The organism is Pseudomonas sp. JL2 (assembly GCF_031570495.1).
Taxonomy (GTDB): Bacteria; Pseudomonadota; Gammaproteobacteria; order Pseudomonadales; family Pseudomonadaceae; genus Aquipseudomonas; species Aquipseudomonas rhizophila.
In genome coordinates this window covers 200,919-220,351 of record NZ_JAKUDH010000002.1, presented here as the reverse complement: position 1 = coordinate 220,351, position 19,433 = coordinate 200,919, and the positions used below count along the sequence as shown (strand labels likewise).

Here is a 19,433-nt window from a genome sequence, read left to right as displayed (position 1 = left end):
GCCCGCTGGCCGTTCATAAGAAAGTTTTCGTGAGTAGCCATGGTCGACAAACTGACGCATCTGAAACAGCTGGAGGCGGAAAGCATCCACATCATCCGCGAGGTGGCCGCCGAGTTCGATAACCCGGTGATGCTGTACTCCATCGGTAAAGACTCCGCCGTGATGCTGCACCTGGCACGCAAGGCGTTTTTCCCCGGCAAGCTGCCGTTTCCGGTGATGCATGTCGACACCCGCTGGAAATTCCAGGAAATGTACAAGTTCCGCGACCGCATGGTTGAAGAACTGGGCCTGGACCTGATCACTCACGTGAACCCGGACGGCGTGGCGCAAGGCATCAACCCGTTTACTCACGGCAGCGCCAAGCACACCGACATCATGAAGACCGAAGGCCTGAAACAGGCTTTGGACAAGTATGGTTTCGACGCCGCTTTTGGTGGTGCCCGCCGCGATGAAGAGAAGTCCCGCGCCAAGGAGCGCGTGTACTCGTTCCGCGACAGCAAGCATCGCTGGGATCCGAAGAACCAGCGCCCGGAGCTGTGGAACGTCTACAACGGCAAGGTCAACAAAGGCGAGTCGATCCGCGTATTCCCGCTGTCGAACTGGACCGAGCTGGACATCTGGCAGTACATCTACCTCGAAGGTATCCCGATCGTGCCGCTGTACTTCGCCGCTGAGCGCGAAGTGATCGAGAAGAACGGCACGCTGATCATGATCGACGACGAGCGCATCCTCGAGCACCTGTCCGATGAAGACAAAGCCCGTATCGTCAAAAAGAAAGTGCGTTTCCGCACCCTTGGCTGCTACCCGTTGACGGGCGCGGTGGAGTCCGAGGCCGAAAGCCTGACGGACATCATTCAGGAAATGCTCCTGACGCGAACTTCCGAGCGCCAGGGCCGGGTCATCGACCACGATGGCGCAGGCTCGATGGAAGATAAGAAACGTCAGGGTTATTTCTAAGGGGTTGTCATGTCGCACCAATCTGATTTGATCAGCGAGGACATCCTCGCTTACCTGGGCCAGCACGAGCGCAAAGAGCTGCTGCGTTTTTTGACCTGCGGTAACGTCGACGACGGCAAGAGCACCCTGATCGGGCGCCTGCTGCACGACTCCAAGATGATCTACGAAGATCATCTGGAAGCCATTACCCGCGATTCGAAGAAAGTCGGCACCACCGGTGACGACATCGACCTGGCGTTGCTGGTCGATGGCTTGCAGGCCGAGCGCGAGCAAGGCATCACCATCGATGTCGCGTACCGCTATTTCTCCACGGCCAAGCGCAAATTCATCATCGCCGACACCCCGGGCCATGAGCAGTACACCCGCAACATGGCCACCGGTGCCTCCACCTGTGACCTGGCGATCATTCTGGTGGATGCCCGCTACGGCGTGCAGACCCAGACCCGTCGCCACAGCTTTATCGCCTCGTTGCTGGGCATCAAGCATATCGTCGTGGCCATCAACAAGATGGACCTCAAGGACTTCGACCAGGGCGTATTCGAGTCGATCAAGGCCGACTACCTGAAGTTCGCCGAAGGCTTGAAGATGAAGCCCACCAGCATGCACTTCGTGCCGATGTCGGCCCTCAAGGGCGACAACGTGGTGAACAAGTCCGAGCGCTCGCCGTGGTACACCGGCCAGTCGCTGATGGAAATTCTCGAGACCGTGGAAGTGGCGGGTGACCGCAACTTCACCGACCTGCGTTTCCCGGTGCAGTACGTCAACCGTCCGAACCTGAACTTCCGCGGTTTCGCCGGCACCCTGGCCAGCGGCATCGTGCACAAGGGCGACGAAGTGGTGGTGCTGCCTTCAGGCAAGAGCAGCCGCGTGAAATCCATCGTCACTTTCGAAGGCGAGCTGGAACACGCCGGCCCTGGCCAGGCAGTGACGCTGACCATGGAAGATGAGATCGACATCTCCCGTGGCGACCTGCTGGTGCATGCCGACAGCGTACCGCCGGTCACTGACAGCTTCGAAGCGATGTTGGTGTGGATGGCCGAAGAGCCGATGCTGCCGGGCAAGAAATACGACATCAAGCGCGCCACCAGTTATGTGCCGGGCTCGATTGCCAGCATCGTCAACAAGGTCGACGTGAACACCTTGGAAGAGGGACCGGCCAGCGCGTTGCAGCTCAACGAAATCGGCAAGGTGAAGATCGCCCTGGATGCGCCGATCGCCCTGGACGGTTACGAGAGCAACCGCACCACTGGCGCGTTCATCGTCATCGATCGCCTGACCAATGGCACTGTCGGCGCGGGCATGATCGTCGCCCAGCCGCTGGCTCACGGCACCAGCACGCACCACGGCAAACTGGCCCATGTGTCGGTGGAAGAGCGCGTCCAGCGCTTCGGCCAGCAACCGGCCACGGTGCTGTTCAGCGGCCTGTCGGGCGCTGGCAAAAGCACGCTGGCTTATGCGGTGGAACGCAAGCTGTTCGACATGGGCCGTGCGGTCTTCGTGCTCGATGGCCAGAACCTGCGTCATGACTTGAACAAGGGCTTGCCACAGGACCGTGCCGGACGTACCGAGAACTGGCGTCGTGCGGCCCACGTTGCCCGTCAGTTCAACGAAGCCGGGCTGCTGACCCTCGCCGCGTTCGTCGCGCCGAATGCAGAAGGGCGCGAGCAGGCCAAAGACCTGATCGGCAAGGAACGTCTGCTGACGGTCTATGTCCAGGCCTCGCCAATCGTCTGCGCCCAGCGTGATCCGCAAGGTTTGTACGCTGCTGCCGGCGACAACATCCCCGGTGAGTCCTTCCCGTATGACGTGCCGCTGGACGCCGATCTGGTGATCGACACCCAGGCGCTGACCCTGGAAGAGAGCGTCAAGCAGGTGCTGGATCTGCTGCGCAAGCGTGGGGCGATCTAGGGAAGCCGCTGCAAGCTTCTAGCTTCAAGCGACAAGAAAAAGCCCGCAGATGAGCGATCATCTGCGGGCTTTTTCTTTTCAAGGAACAACTCGGTCAACTGTGGGAGCGAGCCTGCTCGCGATAGCGGTGGGTCAGTCTCCATTTATCCAAGCTGAGACACCGCAATCGCGAGCAGGCTCGCTCCCACAAGGGATTCAATGGCGGTCTGGATACTCCCGATGCATCTGTTCCAGCAACGCATCTTTATCCTGCCACAACTGATTGATCCAGCCCTGGAACTCCAGGCGATAGGCGCCGTCCTGGTCGTAGTTCCTGCCGATGAACTGCGGCGGAATCTTCAGTTCCTGGAAATGCACCACCACTTCGTCAACTTTTCCGCAGAGCAAATCCCAGTACCCCGGTCGGCCGCCGGGATAGTGGATGGTCACGTTGATGATCGACTCCAGCTGTTCGCCCATGGCATCGAGCACAAACGCAATCCCACCGGCCTTGGGTTTGAGCAGGTAGCGAAACGGTGACTGTTGCTGGGCATGCTTGCCTTCGGTGAAGCGTGTGCCTTCGACGAAGTTAAAGATACCCACGGGGTTGTTGCGAAATTTCGCGCAGGTCTTGCGGGTGGTTTCCAGGTCCTTGCCTTTCTTTTCCGGGTACTTCTCCAGGTAAGCCTTGGAGTAGCGCTTCATGAACGGGAACCCCAGGGCCCACCAGGCCAGGCCGATCACCGGTACCCAGATCAGTTCCTGCTTGAGAAAGAACTTCAATGGGCGAATGCGCCGGTTCAGCACGTACTGCAACACCATGATATCGACCCAACTCTGGTGGTTGCTGGTGATCAGGTACGAGTGCTGGTAGTCCAGGCCTTCCAGGCCGCTGAGGTGCCAGCGGGTGCGGCGCAGCAGGTTCATCCAGGCCTTGTTGTTGCTGATCCAGGCTTCATGAATGTGGCCCATCAGCCAGTCGGTGAAACGCTGGGCGGCGGGGAAGGGCAGCAACAGCTTGAAGATTGCCACGATGAACAGCGGGGTGCAGCAGGCGATGGTGTTCAACGCCAACAGCAGCGAGGCAATGACGCCGCGCACAGGAGCAGGCAGGAAATCCAGCATTTAAATATCCATGGGTCGGTTGGCGGCCTGGATCGCGGTCAGGGCGATGGTGTACACGATGTCGTCGACCTGAGCGCCGCGGGGCAAGTCGTTTACGGGTTTGCGCAGGCCTTGCAGCATTGGCCCGAGGCTGACGCAATCGGCGCTGCGTTGCACGGCCTTGTGGGTGGTGTTGCCGGTGTTCAGGTCCGGGAAGATGAACACCGTCGCCCGGCCGGCCACCTGGCTATTGGGCGCCAGTTGTCGGGCCACAGTTTCGTTGGCGGCGGCGTCGTATTGCAGCGGCCCGTCGATCAGCAAGCCGTGTTGCGCCTCGTGGGCCAGCAGGGTGGCTTCGCGGACTTTCTCCACCTCTTCACCGCTGGCCGACTCGCCGCTGGAATAGCTGAGCATTGCCACCCGTGGCGTGATGCCAAACGCGGCAGCCGAGTCGGCGCTTTGCAGGGCAATCTCCGCCAGCTCCGCGGCGCTGGGATGCGGGTTCATCACGCAGTCGCCATAGACCAGCACTTCTTCGGGGAACAGCATGAAAAACACCGAAGACACCAGCGAACATCCCGGGGCGGTCTTGATCAGTTGCAAGGCCGGGCGGATGGTGTTGGCGGTGGAGTGGATAACACCGGATACCAGCCCGTCGACTTCATCGAGCGCCAGCATCATGGTGCCGATCACCACGGTGTCTTCCAGTTGCTGTTCGGCCATCGGCGCGTTCAGGCTTTTGCTCTTGCGCAGCCGCACCATCGGTTCGACGTAACGCTCACGAATCGAATCCGGGTCGAGAATCTCCAGCCCCGGCGGCAGTTCGATGCCCTGGGCACGAGCCACTGCCTCGACGTCGGCCGGTTTGGCCAGCAGCACGCAGCGAGCGATGCCACGGGCCTGGCAAATGGCAGCGGCCTGGACAGTCAGCGGTTCACTGCCCTCAGGCAGCACAATGCGTTTGTCGGCAGCCTGGGCGCGCTGAATCAGCTGGTAGCGGAACACGGCCGGCGACAAGCGCATTTCCCTTGGCGTACCGCAACGCTGATGCAGCCATTTGGCATCCAGGTGGCTGGCGACAAAATCGGTGATGATCTCCGCACGTTCGCGGTCGTCGATCGGAATTTCCTTGTTCAAGCCATTGAGCAGGTTGGCGGTGTCGTAAGACCCGGTACTGACCGACAGCACCGGAAGCCCCGCCTGCAAGGCGCCTCGACACAGGTCCATGATGCGCGGGTCGGGCAGGGTGTCGCTGGTCAGCAGCAGGCCGGCCAACGGTACGCCGTTGAGCGCTGCCAGGCTCACGGCCAGGATGATGTCGTCGCGATCACCCGGGGTCACCACCAGCACGCCGGGCTTGAGCAGCTCCACGGTGTTGCGCATGGTGCGGGCGCAAATAATGATGTTGCTCATGCGCCGGGTTTCGTAATCGCCGGCATTGAGCACCTGCGCGCCCATCAGGTCGGCCACGTCACGGGTGCGTGGGGCGTTGAGTTCGGGGCGGAACGGGATGCAGCCCAGCAGGCGGAAATCGCCGCTGCGCAACAGCGGCGAGTGCTCCTTGAGCCGCGCGGAGAAGGCCTCCATGCTTTCCTCGGTATGGACTTTGTTCAGGATCACGCCGAGGACTTTCGGGTCTTTGGGCCCGCCGAACAACTGCGCCTGCAGCTCGACGCGACCGGAAAGCTCGGTCAGCACTTCGTTCTCCGGCGCCGACACCAGGATGACCTCGGCGTCCAGGCTCTTGGCCAGGTGCAGATTGACCCGCGCGGCATAGCTGGCGTTGCGGGTCGGGACCATACCCTCGACGACCAGCACGTCCTTGCCGATGGCAGCCTGCTGGTAGAGGGTGATGATTTCTTCCAGCAACTCATCGAGCTGGCCGTCGCCGAGCATGCGTTCGACGTGCGCCAGGCCCAGCGGCTGCGGCGGTTTGAGGCCGTGGGTGCGGGCCACCAGTTCGGTGGAGCGTTCCGGTCCGGTATCGCCGGGATGGGGCTGGGCGATAGGTTTGAAAAAACCGACTTTCAGCCCGGCCCGTTCGAGTGTGCGCACCAGCCCGAGGCTGATGGAGGTCAGACCCACACCAAAATCGGTGGGCGCGATAAAAAAAGTTTGCATGCGGATTCTCTAAAGGTGCATGGCAAAGGCGAGGCTATAACTGCCGTCTACCGTCAATTCAGGCGCCAAGGTTATCGCTAACCGGGGCCTGTGCGCACCAGCCGCAGTCAAAGGACTGGCCTATTTTTTCAATACGTTGCGCCGGGTCCAGCACCCAGGCCCGGGACTGCCACGGCGGCAGGTGGCGCAGATGCTGGGTGTGCCCACAGGACAGCTCGGCCACCCAGTGCCCGTCCTCATCCTGATGAAAACCGGTGACCGTCGGTCTGTTCGAACAAGCCCGTTTGTCCGGGTTCCGTTCGCTTTCGGGCAAATCCTTGTTTAGACTTGTCCGTTCTTCATTCTTATGCAAAAGGTCTCGCCCCATGCTGATCGCCGCCAATAAGGCTGTCTCCATCGACTATACCCTGACCAACGACGCTGGTGAGGTCATCGACAGCTCTGCCGGCGGCGCTCCGCTGGTCTACCTGCATGGCGCAGGCAACATCATCCAGGGTCTGGAAAAAGCCCTGGAAGGTAAAACTTCCGGTGACGAGCTGAACGTTACCGTTGAGCCGGAAGATGCTTATGGCGAATACTCCGCCGAGCTGGTCAGCACCCTGAGCCGCAGCATGTTCGAGGGCGTGGATGAGCTGGAAGTAGGCATGCAGTTCCACGCTTCGGCCCCCGATGGCCAGATGCAGATCGTCACCATCCGCGACCTGGAAGGCGATGACGTCACCGTTGATGGCAACCACCCGTTGGCCGGTCAGCGCTTGAACTTCCAGGTCAAGATCGTCGACATTCGTGATGCCAGCCAGGAAGAAATCGCCCATGGTCACGTCCATGGCGAAGGTGGTCATCACCACTGATTTGTGCGCTACGCTCAAGTAACTGGAAAGGCGCCTTACGGCGCCTTTTTAGTCGGTTGCTGTTAGCATCGTCCATGGCTGTTCGAAAAGATCCGCAAACCTGGAGTTCGTCATGAGTGCTTTCCACGACCTTAAACTTAAAGCCCTGGATGGTCAGGAACTTGATCTGGCGCCGTTCAAGGGGCAAGTCGTGCTGGTGGTCAACGTCGCCTCCAAATGTGGCCTGACACCTCAGTACGCTGCGTTGGAAAACCTCTATCAGCAATACAAGGCCAAGGGGTTCTGTGTGCTGGGCCTGCCTTGCAACCAGTTCGCCGGACAAGAGCCGGGGACGGAACAGGAAATCCAGGATTTCTGCAGCCTCAATTATGGTGTGACGTTCCCGTTGTCCAGCAAGCTGGAAGTGAACGGGCACGACCGTCATCAGTTGTACCGTCTGCTGGCAGGCGAGGGGGCCGAGTTTCCGGGGGACATCACCTGGAACTTCGAGAAGTTCCTGCTGGGCAAGGACGGTCGGGTGCTGGCGCGTTTCTCACCGCGCACGGCGCCGGATGATCCGGCCGTGATCCAGGCTATCGAAAAAGCCTTGAGCTGAACCTCTGGAGCAACCATCACCCTGTTGTGTGCGGGCACACTTCTCTCGGCTTCCTTTTGATCTACAATCATTCAAATCAATAGTGCTACCCATTGCTTTCCACGGTCCATATTATCGCTGTCATATTCGACCTGCGACCCTGTTTCCGTGGAGTGTCCCATGCCTGTAAAAGCCTTGTTCAAACCCTTCCATCTCGGTGCGCTGGAGCTGCCGACCCGGGTAGTGATGGCGCCGATGACTCGCTCCTTTTCCCCAGGCGGCGTGCCGAACACCAAGGTCGTGGAATATTACCGCCGTCGCGCGGCGGCCGGCGTCGGTCTGATCATTACCGAAGGCACGACCGTCGGGCACAAGGCCTCCAACGGTTATCCGAACGTGCCGCATTTTTACGGCGAGGCCGCGCTGGCCGGCTGGAAACAAGTGGTTGATGCCGTGCATGCCGAAGGCGGCAAGATCGTTCCGCAGCTCTGGCACGTAGGTAACGTGCGGCGCTTGGGGACCGAGCCGGACGCCAGCGTGCCGGGCTATGGTCCTTCGGAAAAACTCAAGGACGGCCAGGTCGTGGTTCACGGCATGACCCAGGCGGATATCGACGAAGTCATCGCAGCGTTCGCCCAGGCGGCGAAAGACGCCCAGAGCATCGGCATGGACGGCGTGGAGATCCACGGCGCCCATGGTTACCTGGTGGACCAGTTCTTCTGGGAGGGCAGCAACCAGCGCACCGACGGTTATGGTGGAAGTCTGGCCAACCGATCGCGATTCGCCATCGAACTGATCCGCGCCGTGCGTGCTGCGGTAGGTGAAGGGTTCCCGATCATCTTCCGTTTCTCCCAATGGAAGCAGCAGGACTACAGCGCGCGTCTGGTGCAAACGCCAGAGGCCTTGGGCGAATTCCTCAAGCCTTTGGCAGAGGCCGGTGTGGATATTTTCCATTGCTCGACACGTCGCTTCTGGGAGCCTGAATTCGAAGGCTCCGAGCTGAATCTGGCGGGCTGGACCCGCAAGCTGACCGGCAAACCAACCATCACCGTCGGCAGCGTTGGCCTGGATGGCGAGTTCCTGCAGTTTATGGTCAACACCGACAAAGTCGCGCAGCCGGCCAGCCTGGAGAAACTGCTGGAGCGCCTGAACAATGATGAGTTCGACCTGGTGGCGGTGGGGCGTGCGCTGCTGGTAGACCCGGATTGGGCGCAAAAAGTGCGTGAAGGCCGGGAGCAGGAGATCTTGCCGTTCAGCCGTGAGGCGTTGATGACACTGGTTTAAGCGGCGCCTGCCATCGCGAGCAGGCTCGCTCCCACACCGGATTTGGGTTGTTCACCGAACGTGTGATCAACACAACACCCTGTGGGAGCGAGCCTGCTCGCGATGGCGGCCCCAGCATCACTGAAAAAATCAGCGCACCGTCGGCGCAGCCGGCATCACCTGTTCACCGACACAAACCCCGCGCAACTGCGTCTCGAACTGCTCAATCACCGATGGCCAGCCCTGGCGACTGGCATGCTGGCGCGCATTGAGCCGCACACAACGCAAGGTTTCACGCTCTTCCAGCAGCCACCGGGCCGCGTCGCAGAATGCCTCTTCATCCCCCGGCATGGCCAGCACGCCGTTGTGACCGTGACGGATGTGTTGCGCCGCCGCGGCCTGATCATAGGCCACCACACCCAACCCGGACGCCAGCGCCTCCAGCACGACATTGCCGAAGGTTTCGGTCAGGCTCGGAAAGACGAATACATCCCCGGACGCATAGTGGCAGGCCAGCGATTCGCCACGCTGGGCCCCACAAAAGATCGCGTCGGGCAGTTCCTGTTGCAGCGCGGCCCGTTGTGGACCGTCGCCTACTACCACCAGTTTCAGCCGCCGGTCCGGGAAAGCGCTGCACAGTGTGTTGAAACAGCGTTTGAGCAGACCCAGGTTCTTCTCCGACGCCAGACGCCCGACGTGGATCAGCGCAATATCGTCATCGCCCAAGCCCCAGGCCTCACGCAGGGTTGTCGAGCGTTTGATCGGATGGAACAGTTGGCTGTCCACACCGCGGGACAACAGCGCCACACGCTCGAAATGCCGGCGCTCCAGCTCCATGCGCTGGCTGAGGCTCGGCACCAGGGTCAGGCTGGAGCTGTTGTGGAACCAGCGCAGGTAATGCGTGAGGGCCCGACTCAACAACCCGAGGCCATACTGCTGGGTGTATTGCTGGAAATTGGTGTGGAAGCCACTGACCACCGAGATGCCCAGGCGCCGCGCGGCCCGCAATGCCGATAAACCCAGCGGGCCTTCCGTGGCGATATACAGCACGTCCGGGCGATGACGTTTCCAGCGCCGCAGCAGCTTGTGCATCGAAGCCTGGCCCCACTGCAAGCCCGGATACCCCGGTAGCGGCCAGCCTCGGCACAGCAACAACTGCTCGTCGCTGGCCTGGCGTTGGTCGCCAGCCTGACGGGGCCGTATCAATTCCACCTGATGCCCGCGAGCGCGCAAGCCGTCGCACAGGCGGCCCAGGGTATTGGCCACGCCATTGATTTCCGGCGGGAAGGTTTCGGTGATGAGGGTGATATGCAGGTGTGTGCTCATGACCCCAGTGTCGACCGGGGCTATTTCGCCATTGTGACGCTTGAATGATGGATTTGTGACAGGTCAGCCTTGGCGGGCCAACGCGGTCTCGGCGCCTTGCTCGCGCACCCAGAACAAGGTCGCGCCGGCTACCGCTGCCGGCATCATCAGGATGTTGACCACCGGGATCAGCAGCACCAGGTACACGCTGCCGCCAAAACCCAGGCTCTGCCAGCGTTTTTCCCGCAGCCAGGCGAGCATTTCGTTCCAGCCCAGCTTGTGGTTGTCCGCCGGGTAGTCGATGTACTGGATCGCCATCATCCACACCCCGAACAGCAGCCATAACGGCGCGGCGACGATATTGATCACCGGAATGAAGGACAGCACCAGCAGGCCCAGGGCGCGGGGCAGGAAGTAGCCGAGCTTGCGTGCCTCCCGGGCCAAGGTGCGAGGGATCATGGCGATCAACTCGCCCCAGCTGAAGGCCGGGAAGTCGTCGGTGCCACGGATCACCACTTCGACTTTCTCCGCGAGAAAACCGTTGAACGGCGCGGCGATGACATTGGCGAGCATGGTGAAGGTGAAAAACACCATCAGCACCACAAGCACCACGAACAGTGGCCACAGGACATAGTTGAGAAAGCTCAGCCAATCCGGTAATGACGGCATCAGCGTGTCGACCCAAAGGCTGAACTGATGGCCGGCCAAGTAGATCAATCCGACGAACAGCACCAGGTTGATCACCAATGGCAACAGCACAAACAAGCGCAGACCCGGGCTTAAGACCAGTTTGAGTCCTTCTCGCAAATATTGCGGGCCGGACAGGACGGGGGCGGGCATAAGAGGCTCCGAGCGAAGATGAACGCGCCGACCATACCGGCTTTGCCGGGCTCGGGAAAGCATCGACATGGCGTGTAACAACGTTTGCCGAGTTTATTGAACTGACTGATCTGGATAGAGCTCACCTATGAGCTGGATTGTTAAACCGTATTTCCTTAATCTTCGCTCCCTCGATACGCTGCACCCATTCTTTTCAGGACTGTCGAACCCAAGCCTTCCCCAAGTGCGTCAACAGTCCCTTTTATTCGCGCCGCTCACCCGGCGTTCCGGCCCGCAAGGGCCGGTCAACAGGAGCAGGTCATGTCTGAAGTGCGTCATTCGCGAGTGATTATTCTCGGTTCCGGCCCTGCCGGTTACAGCGCTGCGGTGTATGCCGCCCGTGCCAACCTCAAGCCGTTGCTGATTACCGGCATGCAAGCCGGCGGTCAATTGACCACCACCACCGAAGTCGACAACTGGCCGGGCGACGTCCACGGTCTGACCGGCCCGGTGTTGATGGAGCGTATGAAAGAGCACGCCGAGCGCTTCGAGACCGAGATTGTTTTCGACCACATCAATGCCGTGGACTTCGCCGCCAAGCCGTACACCCTGACCGGTGACAGCGCGACCTACACCTGTGATGCCCTGATCATTGCAACCGGTGCCAGCGCTCGTTACCTGGGCCTGCCATCGGAAGAAGCCTTCATGGGCAAAGGCGTTTCCGCCTGCGCCACTTGTGACGGCTTCTTCTACCGCAACAAGCCCGTGGCTGTGGTGGGTGGCGGTAACACCGCCGTTGAGGAAGCCCTGTACCTGGCCAACATCGCCAGCACGGTCACCCTGATCCACCGTCGCGAAACCTTCCGCGCCGAGAAGATCCTGATCGATAAGCTCAATGCCCGTGTGGCTGAAGGCAAGATCATCCTCAAGCTCAACGCCACCCTGGATGAAGTGCTGGGCGACAACATGGGCGTGACCGGTGCCCGGCTGAAGAACAACGACGGCAGCTTTGACGAGATCAAAGTCGACGGTGTGTTCATCGCCATCGGCCACACTCCGAACACCTCGTTGTTCGAAGGCCAACTGGAACTCAAGGACGGCTACCTGGTTGTCAAGGGCGGCCGCGACGGCAACGCCACCGCCACCAGCGTCGAAGGTATCTTCGCGGCCGGCGACGTGGCAGACCACGTCTACCGTCAGGCGATTACCTCGGCGGGTGCCGGTTGCATGGCAGCCCTGGACACCGAGCGTTACCTGGATGGTCTGCAGAACGCTTCGTTCTGATTCAACAGGTACAAAAAAACCGGCTTCGGCCGGTTTTTTTATGCGCGGGATTTTTCTGTTCAGTGGACAAGATGTTTTGTTCACCACAACCCCCCTGTGGGAGCGAGCCTGCTCGCGATGGCGCCGGGTCAGCTTGCATCAGTGTTGGATGTGCCACCGAATCGCGAGCAGGCTCGCTCCCACAGGTTTTTGTGTGGTCAGGGGAATCTGTATTTCAAGACAGCTTCGCCAAGCACGTCTCCAGAATATCCAACCCTTCCTCCAACACTGCCGCCTCGGTCGTCAACGGCGCCAGCAGCCGAATGATGTGCCGCGATTTACCGCTGGGCATCAGCAACAAACCAGACTCCCGCGCCAAGGCCAGCAATTGTGTCAATTGTGCCGAAGCCGGGCTGCCGTCGGCATGGGCCAGTTCGATGCCGCGCATTGCCCCGACGCCAGTCAGGCGGCCCAGGTAAGGGGACAGCCCGCGACTGCGCCATGACGCGTAGCGGCTGACTATCGCCTCTTCCTGTTGCGTGCCCCAGGCTTGCAGGTTTGCGTCGGTCATTTCCTCCAGGGTCGCCAATGCGGCGGCGCAGGCGATGGGATTGCCTGAGTAAGTGCCGCCCAAACCACCTTTGGGCAGATTGTCCAGCAGTGCCTTGCGCCCCACCACGGCGCCCAGGGGGACGCCGCCGGCAATGCTTTTACCCAGCAGGATCAGGTCCGGCTCGATGCCCAGTCGCGAGAACGCAAAGCGCTGGCCGGTGCGACCGAAGCCGGACTGGATTTCATCGATGATCAGCACGATACCTTTCTCGTCGCAGAACTGCCGCAGGGCCTGGGCAAAGGCAATATCCATCGGCAGGAAACCGGCTTCGCCCTGCACCGGTTCGACGATGAAACACGCCACGTCATTTACGTCGATCTCGACGCTGAACAACCGCTCCATGGCCTTCAACGCTTCTTCGCAGGTGACGCCGTTGTCCTTGCTGGGGTAGGGCAGGTGATAGACCGGTCCGGGCAGTACGCCGACTTTCTGTTTGTAGGGCGCGACCTTGCCGTTGAGATTGAGAGTGGCCAGGGTTCTGCCGTGGAAGCCGCCATCAAAGGCGATGACGGCCGTGCGCCCCGTGGCGCCGCGCACGATCTTCAAGGCGTTTTCCGCGGCTTCGGCGCCGCTGTTGGTGAGCATGCCGCTGACCGGGTAATCCACCGGGATAAATGCTGCCAGACGCTCCATCAATTCGATGTAGGGGGCGTGCGGGGCGGCGTTGAAGGCGTAGTGCGTCAGCCGGGTTGCCTGTTCGCGGATGGCTTCGACGACACGGGGATGGCAGTGGCCAAGGTTCAACACGCCGATGCCGCCCACGAAGTCGATGTAGCGTTTGCCGTCGGTGTCCCAGACCTCGGCATTTTTGCCGTGGCTGAGGCTGACAGGGTGCACGGTGGAAATCGATTGGCTGATGGTTTCACTGCTCATGGATGACGGCTCGGAGGAAGGAAAGATTCCCTTTATCTAAGCCGCGAGCAGAGGTGGCCGGCAAACGAAATAAAGTTGCCGGGTCAATCTTAAAAGTCGGGATGTGAGATCAGTGAGTCTGGCGAGAACTGTTTCTGTGGCGAGGGAGCTTGCTCCCGCTGGACTGCGCAGCAGTCCCAAATCAGCACGCCTGGTGCATCAGTTCACATGCCGGGGCCGTCTGGAGGCTACTTCGTAGCCCAGCGGGAGCAAGCTCCCTCGCCACAGAAAAGCGGACCTCGGCACAGAGGGGAGGCGCGTTGGGTCAGCGCCGCCGCAACGGCTGAGTCTCGAACTTCACACCCGCCAAGCCATGGGCCATCAGCGCCCGGATATTGCCGTGGTCGCTGCCCTCAGGCGTGGCCAGTACCGAGCGGTAATGTTCGCCGAACGCCAGCAGCGCTTCTTCATCGCTCAAGCCTTCGAGCAGCGCCAGGCCCAGGGTCTTGCAGGAACCTTCGTTCTGCCCGGCGGCGTTGTCGACGTCACCGTTTTTAAAAGGCTGAGGCTGGTAGTCGTAGCCATTGGCGATAAACGCCAGGGTGTCGGCAAAAATGTGTTCGCCGCTCTTGAGGCTGGCGCGCAGGGTGTTCAGGTCAGGCATCGGGTTTTCCTTTGGCGAACGCCGCTTGCTGTTCGGCGCTGGCTTCTTGCTGGTATTGGGCTTTCCACTCGGCGTAGGGCATGCCGTAAACCACTTCGCGGGCGTCATCGAGGCTGACCTCGATCTGGCGTTCATCGGCAGCTGCCTTGTACCACTTGGACAGGCAGTTGCGGCAGAAGCCGGCGAGGTTCATCAGGTCGATATTCTGCACATCCTTGCGGCTGTCCAGGTGGGCAACCAGCCGACGGAAAGCGGCGGCTTCAAGTTCGAGGCGTTGTTGAGGGGACATAGTATTCACTGCGAATGTAAGGGTGGGGATAGCTTCAAGCTTCAGGCTTCAAGCCGCAAGTAAAAGCCGAGTCGCTTCAACTTGCAGCTTGTAGCTAGCGGCTTGCAGCTAAAGTAATCGATACCGACTCGGCAAATCGCAAGGCGTGGGGCTTGTCGACTTCGACTTCGGCATACAGCACCGATTCGTTGGCCATGACCAGATCGAGCAGTTCCTGGGTCAGGCGTTCGAGCAGGGCGAAACGGTTGCCTTCCACGTGGGCGATGATCGCCTTGGTGATGGTGCGGTAGTTCAGAGCGTGGTCGATGTCGTTGTCGCGCACCGCATCCTGGGCCGCGTAGAGGATGGTCAGGTTGATCAACACATCCTGTTTGTTGAGGATTTCGTCCTCGTTGATGCCAATGAACGTGCGCAAGCGCAAGTCCTTGACCTTGATGCGCGCCATGGCGGGTTGAAGTTGTGGCATTTACTTGCTCCGTCGAATCAATTGCAGGAACTCCTGGCGGGTGGTGCTGGATTCGCGAAAGACGCCGAGCATCACCGAGGTGTTCATGGTCGAGTTCTGTTTTTCGACACCGCGCATCATCATGCACATGTGCTGGGCTTCGATCACCACCGCAACGCCGGCCGCCTGGGTGACCTGCTGCACCGCGTCGGCAATTTGCCGGGTGAGGTTTTCCTGGATTTGCAGGCGGCGGGCGAACATGTCCACCAGCCGGGCGATCTTCGACAGCCCCAGGACCTTGCCCGTAGGAATATAAGCCACATGAGCCTTGCCGATGAAGGGCAGCAGATGATGTTCGCACAGGGAATAGAGTTCGATGTCGGCGACGATCACCATTTCATCGCTGTCGGAGGCGAACAGGGCGCCGTTGACGATCTGTTCGACGCTTTGTTCATAGCCGTGACAAAGGTACTGCATGGCCTTGGCCGCTCGCACCGGAGTATCCAACAGGCCTTCGCGTTCCGGGTCTTCACCCAGGCCGATGAGGATCTCGCGATAGTTCTGGGGCGATAGCGCCATGGTGCATCCTCGAAGCAAGGCTATTTGACGTGCCGGCCGCCGTTGACGGTCAGGGTCGTGCCGGTGACGTAGGGGTTGTCCAGCAGATAACGCAGGCTCTGATAGATCACTTCGCTGCCGGGCTCGATGCCCAGCGCGGACTTGGCCAGGGCCTTGGCACGGTAGGCCGCGTCGTCTTCGGGATTGAACAGTAGCAGGGCCGGGGCAATTGCGTTGACCTTGATGTGTGGCGCGTATTTCGCCGCGAACGACAGGGTCAGGCTTTCGAGCCCGGCCTTGGTGGCGCAATAGGCGATATGCCGGCTGCTGCCCTTGCGCGTGACGTCATCGCTGATGTGCACGATATCCGCCGGGGTTGAGCGTTGCAGCAGCTCGGCACACTGCAGGTTGATCAGGTAGGGGGCGAGCATGTGCACGGCGAACATGGCGTTGAACGCGCTCGCTTCGTGGCCGGGCGTCTCGGTCAGCCATGCCGAGGCGTTGTGGACAATGGCGCGCAATCGGTCGGTGTGCTGCTTGAGCTGATCAATGAAGGCCGAAATCCCGGTTTCATTGGAAAAGTCAGCGAACAGCACGATCGCCCCCAGATCCCGCAACGCCTGCACGCCCGGGCGCTCGGTGCGGAAAGTGGCGATTACCGGATGACCGTCTTCGAGCAATCGACGGGCGCAGTGCAAACCGACGCGCTGGGCTGCGCCAGTGATCAGGATCGGAGCGGTGGCGCTGGACATAGGAAGGCTCGGTTCACGGCAATCGCAAAACTATAACAGCGACGCAAGGTGGCGACGACTCTGTGGGAGCAAGCCCTCTCCCACAGTGACCCTTGTTGAACGCGAACGCTGCGGCCGACGAGAGCGGCCCGGCATCACTGATTCTGCGTAGCCGGCTTGGCTGGCAGTGCTTTGGGCGCTGCACCGTTCAACCAACCCGCCAGCAGGTGAGTCGACATCGGAATAAACAGATAGACCATCAATGGCGTCAGAATGAGTGTGCTGATCAGCACGCGGCTCATCATTCCCAGCTCACTGAGCAATGGCCCCAGCAGAAAGTTGAACAGCAGCGACACCGGAAAGAACGCGAGCCAGATGGCCACGGCCTGTTTCCAGCGCGGTGGACGTTGATCGCCGGCGCCAAACCAACCGTCGATACCGCGCACCCTGTGTTCCGAAGGGTGGGCAAACAGCTCGCTGCCTCGCGCCAGCCACGCCGTGCGCGAGGCCGAGTGCTCCCAGGCATGCAGGGTCTGCTCGTCGGCAAAGCGGAAAATAATCTGGAATTCATCGCTCTGAGGCGGTGGCGCGAGTACACCGGAACCCAAGTAGCCGGGAAAGTCGGTGGCCAATTGTTCGCCTTCGCGCAACCAGACGATCAGGTCCTGATAGCGCCCATTGGCGACACGACGGGCCACCATCAAGGTGACGGGTGAGGTAGACATTATGTATCTCCGTAAAACAGGTGCGGTACTCCGGATAGGAGATTCGCGGGAACGCCCCAGGGTGGTGGGGCGCGTCCGTTCGCCAAAAAGCACGCAAGGTTTATTCCTTCTTGAGTGAAAAGCAACAAAATCGCGCATCAGTGGCATTTGTTCTTGTCATCCTATGACTCAGAGGGAGTACACTGGGATCCAATTTGCCAGCCGGAATTGTCTGCCAAAATGAGCGTAATCACAGAGGATAACTTCGTTTTCCAGGCAACCACTGCCTTGAGGCAGGAGGAACTGTTCCCCATCCGCGAAGTAGCGCGACTGACCGGCGTGAATCCCGTGACCTTGCGCGCATGGGAGCGTCGCTACGGTCTGATTCAGCCCACACGCACCGAAAGCGGGCATCGCTTGTACTCCGTGGGCGATATCGAAAAGGTGCGCAGCATCCTCGCCTGGATTGAGCGCGGGGTGGCCGTGAGCAAAGTGGGAAAGATCCTGACCAAGACCGAATCGGTGCAACCGGTTTCCGCGCTTATTTCCTCGGATCTGGTGAGAGCCGATTATGCCCAGTGGCAACAACAGGTGGCTGGGGCGGTTGGCAACTTTGACGATATAGAGCTGGACCGTATCTACGGGCAGATATTTTCCACCTACGCCGTGCCGATCGTATTCCAGGACATCCTGATGCCGGTCTGGCGGCAGTTGCAGCAACGCCAGCAGGAGTTCGGACAAACCAGCGAATGGGTATTTTTCGATGGGTTCCTGCGTTCACGCATCATCCAGCGACTCCTGCTCAAACGCGAAGCCCATGCGCGGCGGGTGTTGGTCGTGGGCATTGTCGGTCAATGTCGAGAGCTGGAGTTGCTGGTCACGGCGCTGTTCGTCTCCAAGGCGGAAGTCGGCGTCAGGGTGTTGACCATTGGGCTGCCATTCGACGAACTGACCCTGGTGTGCCAGAAGGTCCAGCCGTTGGCGTTGGTGCTGGTTTCCAACCATGCACCCCCTGCCGAGTTACCCAAGCGCCTGAACAAGTTGGCGATGGGCCTGGACTGCCCGCTGATGCTGGCCGGTGATGCGTCCGATCTGCTTCAGGACAGCCTCGCGGGGTCGTCGATAGGTTGCTTGGGCAGTGAAGGGACCTTGATACATCAGCGGTTGCGACAGCTATTGGCGGGAAATCTGGATACCTGATAACCGGCAGGTCAAGCCGTGCGCTAGATGTGCATGGCCGGATGGGTCAGACGGTGTTGCTGAAGGATGTATTGGCGCAGGCGTTCGGTCTCATCCTCGTCATTCTGGCTCAGGTGGTAGGCGTACAGGCCCTGATCGGTTTCCCGTTCCAGTGTGCCGCGCAAGGAAATCCTTTCATAACCTGACGGGCTGAACCACAAGGCAAATTGCTTCGGCGGCTTGGTCCGACTGCGGTTTTGCAACAGGATTCCTTTGCAGGAGACCTCATGGACCCAGAGCGGCCCGGGCAGGCCCTTGGCATTTTCCAGTGCCACTGGCTCGTCAAGCGTGAGGCGCCATGGCCGAATTTTTGGCCCATCTTCATAGATGCTGGGCACACCCAGACGCAGGTGCATTGCGTGGAATTCGTCTTCCACTAGGTGCAACGGAAAAGTCATTTGCTGGTTTTCGAAGTTGGCTTGCAGCGTCACCTGTTCGTTAGCCGCCAGGCGCGTCAGCAAGTCACGAATCTGCGACCCGCCGTTTACCAGCAAGCTCGACGTTACATCCCGCTCGTTGAGTTGCGGGTTGTGCTGCATGGTCCGGATGAAATCCAATTCATCCTGCGTCAGTAGGGCGTCGCGCTGCATGATGTGCTCGAAAAGAGGAATTACACTTTCACTGGTGATTGTAGTGACTGACCGCTAATTCGCCGGTTTGTTTGCGCCGTTCGTCGCTTCGAGTCGGGCAATGGTTGCTCGTGCTTCGGCCAGCTCCTTTTCCAGCTGGGCGACGCGTTGCTGAGCCTTGACCTGAGCGGTCACGTCTTTTTGCACACCCACGAAATAAGTGCGTCCGTCAGCCTCGTTTTTCACCGTCGATAGAGACAACTCATTCCAGAAAGGGCTGCCGTCCTTGCGGTAGTTGCGCAGAATCTCCCGGCAGGCACCGTTCTGCTTGAGGGCCGTGCGAATCTGCTCCAGGGCCGGCTGGTCGCGATCACCTGACTGCAGGAATCGGCAATCCTGATAAAGAATCTCTTCACTGCTGTAGCCGGTCAGCCGTTCGAAAGCCGGGTTTACGTAGATCAGGATATTGTCTTCATCGCCTTCTTTTTCAGCGATGACAATGCCGTCGTTCGAGGCGTTGATGACCAGTTGCATCAGTTGAGCATTAATCATGGGCGACATCCCTTGAACATCCCTGTGTGCGCTGCATTTTAGAAGAACCTACCGCGATGTCTACTGGCCATTA

The 19,433-nt window shown here is 60.1% G+C and carries 21 protein-coding genes; 7 read left to right on the top strand and 14 right to left on the bottom strand.

Annotation, left to right across the window (positions count from 1 at the left end; translation table 11 throughout):
- The first annotated feature begins 39 nt into the window (after window positions 1-39).
- Window positions 40-957: a sulfate adenylyltransferase subunit CysD gene (gene cysD, locus MKS85_RS05035; RefSeq protein ID WP_003178041.1), complete on the top strand. Its 918-nt coding sequence runs from the start codon at window positions 40-42 to the stop codon at window positions 955-957.
- 9 nt (window positions 958-966) lie between these two features.
- Entirely contained in the window at window positions 967-2,865 is a 1,899-nt protein-coding gene (gene cysN / locus MKS85_RS05030; protein ID WP_188250969.1) for a sulfate adenylyltransferase subunit CysN, read from the top strand.
- A 195-nt stretch (window positions 2,866-3,060) separates the two neighbouring features.
- Here the strand turns inward: cysN and MKS85_RS05025 are convergent, their stop codons facing one another.
- The 3 genes from MKS85_RS05025 to MKS85_RS05015 are packed head-to-tail and all read right to left on the bottom strand — an operon-like array spanning window position 3,061 to window position 6,466.
- Window positions 3,061-3,969 (bottom strand): acyltransferase, encoded by a 909-nt coding sequence (locus MKS85_RS05025; protein WP_047228648.1) that lies wholly within the window; start codon window positions 3,967-3,969, stop codon window positions 3,061-3,063.
- Window positions 3,970-6,069 carry a phosphate acetyltransferase gene (gene pta, locus MKS85_RS05020; protein WP_047228647.1) on the bottom strand — a complete coding sequence of 700 codons (2,100 nt, stop codon included), beginning with the start codon at window positions 6,067-6,069 and terminating at the stop codon, window positions 3,970-3,972.
- A gap of 58 nt (window positions 6,070-6,127) precedes the next feature.
- Window positions 6,128-6,466, bottom strand: coding sequence for a DUF3565 domain-containing protein (locus MKS85_RS05015; protein ID WP_076383569.1), 339 nt, complete (start codon window positions 6,464-6,466; stop codon window positions 6,128-6,130).
- Between MKS85_RS05015 and MKS85_RS05010 the strand changes: the two genes are divergently transcribed.
- From MKS85_RS05010 to MKS85_RS05000, 3 genes are all read left to right on the top strand, one after another.
- On the top strand, window positions 6,435-6,920 hold the full coding sequence (locus tag MKS85_RS05010) for a peptidylprolyl isomerase (protein WP_047228645.1): 486 nt from the start codon (window positions 6,435-6,437) through the stop codon (window positions 6,918-6,920). The genes MKS85_RS05015 and MKS85_RS05010 overlap by 32 nt on opposite strands.
- 112 nt (window positions 6,921-7,032) lie before the next feature.
- On the top strand, window positions 7,033-7,515 hold the full coding sequence (locus tag MKS85_RS05005) for a glutathione peroxidase (protein WP_047228644.1): 483 nt from the start codon (window positions 7,033-7,035) through the stop codon (window positions 7,513-7,515).
- A gap of 159 nt (window positions 7,516-7,674) precedes the next feature.
- The gene (locus MKS85_RS05000; RefSeq protein ID WP_076383570.1) at window positions 7,675-8,778 is read left to right on the top strand and encodes an NADH:flavin oxidoreductase; all 1,104 of its coding nucleotides are present in this window, start codon (window positions 7,675-7,677) and stop codon (window positions 8,776-8,778) included.
- Window positions 8,779-8,907: 129 nt separating this feature from the next.
- On the opposite strand, the gene MKS85_RS04995 is transcribed toward MKS85_RS05000, so the two are convergent.
- Window positions 8,908-10,107: a glycosyltransferase family 1 protein gene (locus MKS85_RS04995; RefSeq protein WP_139049156.1), complete on the bottom strand. Its 1,200-nt coding sequence runs from the start codon at window positions 10,105-10,107 to the stop codon at window positions 8,908-8,910.
- Window positions 10,108-10,146: 39 nt separating this feature from the next.
- Window positions 10,147-10,902: a sulfate transporter CysZ gene (gene cysZ, locus MKS85_RS04990; RefSeq protein ID WP_047228641.1), complete on the bottom strand. Its 756-nt coding sequence runs from the start codon at window positions 10,900-10,902 to the stop codon at window positions 10,147-10,149.
- A 300-nt stretch (window positions 10,903-11,202) separates the two neighbouring features.
- On the opposite strand from cysZ, the gene trxB reads away from it, so the two are divergent.
- On the top strand, window positions 11,203-12,165 hold the full coding sequence (trxB, locus tag MKS85_RS04985) for a thioredoxin-disulfide reductase (RefSeq protein ID WP_047228640.1): 963 nt from the start codon (window positions 11,203-11,205) through the stop codon (window positions 12,163-12,165).
- A gap of 214 nt (window positions 12,166-12,379) precedes the next feature.
- Here trxB and MKS85_RS04980 read toward each other — a convergent pair whose 3' ends face one another.
- The 7 genes from MKS85_RS04980 to MKS85_RS04950 form a co-directional block, all read right to left on the bottom strand.
- Window positions 12,380-13,630, bottom strand: a complete 1,251-nt coding sequence (locus MKS85_RS04980; protein ID WP_160893398.1) for an aspartate aminotransferase family protein — start codon at window positions 13,628-13,630, stop codon at window positions 12,380-12,382.
- A gap of 304 nt (window positions 13,631-13,934) precedes the next feature.
- On the bottom strand, window positions 13,935-14,273 hold the full coding sequence (locus tag MKS85_RS04975; protein WP_047228638.1) for a HopJ type III effector protein: 339 nt from the start codon (window positions 14,271-14,273) through the stop codon (window positions 13,935-13,937).
- Window positions 14,266-14,562: a DUF1244 domain-containing protein gene (locus MKS85_RS04970; protein WP_188250967.1), complete on the bottom strand. Its 297-nt coding sequence runs from the start codon at window positions 14,560-14,562 to the stop codon at window positions 14,266-14,268. Before MKS85_RS04970 ends, MKS85_RS04975 begins: the two co-directional genes overlap by 8 nt.
- A gap of 94 nt (window positions 14,563-14,656) precedes the next feature.
- Window positions 14,657-15,028, bottom strand: coding sequence for a dihydroneopterin triphosphate 2'-epimerase (folX, locus tag MKS85_RS04965; protein ID WP_188250966.1), 372 nt, complete (start codon window positions 15,026-15,028; stop codon window positions 14,657-14,659).
- Window positions 15,029-15,586: a GTP cyclohydrolase I FolE gene (gene folE / locus MKS85_RS04960; protein ID WP_047228635.1), complete on the bottom strand. Its 558-nt coding sequence runs from the start codon at window positions 15,584-15,586 to the stop codon at window positions 15,029-15,031. It lies immediately after the preceding gene.
- A gap of 20 nt (window positions 15,587-15,606) precedes the next feature.
- The gene (gene folM, locus MKS85_RS04955) at window positions 15,607-16,317 is read right to left on the bottom strand and encodes a dihydromonapterin reductase (protein WP_188250965.1); all 711 of its coding nucleotides are present in this window, start codon (window positions 16,315-16,317) and stop codon (window positions 15,607-15,609) included.
- A gap of 134 nt (window positions 16,318-16,451) precedes the next feature.
- Window positions 16,452-17,021 carry an antibiotic biosynthesis monooxygenase gene (locus MKS85_RS04950; RefSeq protein WP_047228633.1) on the bottom strand — a complete coding sequence of 190 codons (570 nt, stop codon included), beginning with the start codon at window positions 17,019-17,021 and terminating at the stop codon, window positions 16,452-16,454.
- Window positions 17,022-17,240: 219 nt separating this feature from the next.
- Between MKS85_RS04950 and MKS85_RS04945 the strand changes: the two genes are divergently transcribed.
- Window positions 17,241-18,200 carry a MerR family transcriptional regulator gene (locus MKS85_RS04945; RefSeq protein WP_188250964.1) on the top strand — a complete coding sequence of 320 codons (960 nt, stop codon included), beginning with the start codon at window positions 17,241-17,243 and terminating at the stop codon, window positions 18,198-18,200.
- Window positions 18,201-18,223: 23 nt separating this feature from the next.
- On the opposite strand, the gene MKS85_RS04940 is transcribed toward MKS85_RS04945, so the two are convergent.
- Both MKS85_RS04940 and MKS85_RS04935 read right to left on the bottom strand, forming a co-directional pair.
- Window positions 18,224-18,829 (bottom strand): hypothetical protein, encoded by a 606-nt coding sequence (locus tag MKS85_RS04940; RefSeq protein WP_188250963.1) that lies wholly within the window; start codon window positions 18,827-18,829, stop codon window positions 18,224-18,226.
- A gap of 54 nt (window positions 18,830-18,883) precedes the next feature.
- Window positions 18,884-19,360 carry a PAS domain-containing protein gene (locus MKS85_RS04935; RefSeq protein ID WP_047228630.1) on the bottom strand — a complete coding sequence of 159 codons (477 nt, stop codon included), beginning with the start codon at window positions 19,358-19,360 and terminating at the stop codon, window positions 18,884-18,886.
- Window positions 19,361-19,433: the final 73 nt, after the last annotated feature.

Coding starts and splice junctions, on each gene's coding strand:
- cysD (WP_003178041.1), top strand. CDS start 40: ATGGTCGACAAACTGACGCATCTGAAACAGCTGGAGGCGGAAAGCATC.
- cysN (WP_188250969.1), top strand. CDS start 967: ATGTCGCACCAATCTGATTTGATCAGCGAGGACATCCTCGCTTACCTG.
- MKS85_RS05025 (WP_047228648.1), bottom strand. CDS start 3,969: ATGCTGGATTTCCTGCCTGCTCCTGTGCGCGGCGTCATTGCCTCGCTG.
- pta (WP_047228647.1), bottom strand. CDS start 6,069: ATGCAAACTTTTTTTATCGCGCCCACCGATTTTGGTGTGGGTCTGACC.
- MKS85_RS05010 (WP_047228645.1), top strand. CDS start 6,435: ATGCTGATCGCCGCCAATAAGGCTGTCTCCATCGACTATACCCTGACC.
- MKS85_RS05015 (WP_076383569.1), bottom strand. CDS start 6,466: ATGGAGACAGCCTTATTGGCGGCGATCAGCATGGGGCGAGACCTTTTG.
- MKS85_RS05005 (WP_047228644.1), top strand. CDS start 7,033: ATGAGTGCTTTCCACGACCTTAAACTTAAAGCCCTGGATGGTCAGGAA.
- MKS85_RS05000 (WP_076383570.1), top strand. CDS start 7,675: ATGCCTGTAAAAGCCTTGTTCAAACCCTTCCATCTCGGTGCGCTGGAG.
- cysZ (WP_047228641.1), bottom strand. CDS start 10,902: ATGCCCGCCCCCGTCCTGTCCGGCCCGCAATATTTGCGAGAAGGACTC.
- trxB (WP_047228640.1), top strand. CDS start 11,203: ATGTCTGAAGTGCGTCATTCGCGAGTGATTATTCTCGGTTCCGGCCCT.
- MKS85_RS04980 (WP_160893398.1), bottom strand. CDS start 13,630: ATGAGCAGTGAAACCATCAGCCAATCGATTTCCACCGTGCACCCTGTC.
- MKS85_RS04975 (WP_047228638.1), bottom strand. CDS start 14,273: ATGCCTGACCTGAACACCCTGCGCGCCAGCCTCAAGAGCGGCGAACAC.
- MKS85_RS04970 (WP_188250967.1), bottom strand. CDS start 14,562: ATGTCCCCTCAACAACGCCTCGAACTTGAAGCCGCCGCTTTCCGTCGG.
- folX (WP_188250966.1), bottom strand. CDS start 15,028: ATGCCACAACTTCAACCCGCCATGGCGCGCATCAAGGTCAAGGACTTG.
- folE (WP_047228635.1), bottom strand. CDS start 15,586: ATGGCGCTATCGCCCCAGAACTATCGCGAGATCCTCATCGGCCTGGGT.
- folM (WP_188250965.1), bottom strand. CDS start 16,317: ATGTCCAGCGCCACCGCTCCGATCCTGATCACTGGCGCAGCCCAGCGC.
- MKS85_RS04950 (WP_047228633.1), bottom strand. CDS start 17,021: ATGTCTACCTCACCCGTCACCTTGATGGTGGCCCGTCGTGTCGCCAAT.
- MKS85_RS04945 (WP_188250964.1), top strand. CDS start 17,241: ATGAGCGTAATCACAGAGGATAACTTCGTTTTCCAGGCAACCACTGCC.
- MKS85_RS04940 (WP_188250963.1), bottom strand. CDS start 18,829: ATGCAGCGCGACGCCCTACTGACGCAGGATGAATTGGATTTCATCCGG.
- MKS85_RS04935 (WP_047228630.1), bottom strand. CDS start 19,360: ATGATTAATGCTCAACTGATGCAACTGGTCATCAACGCCTCGAACGAC.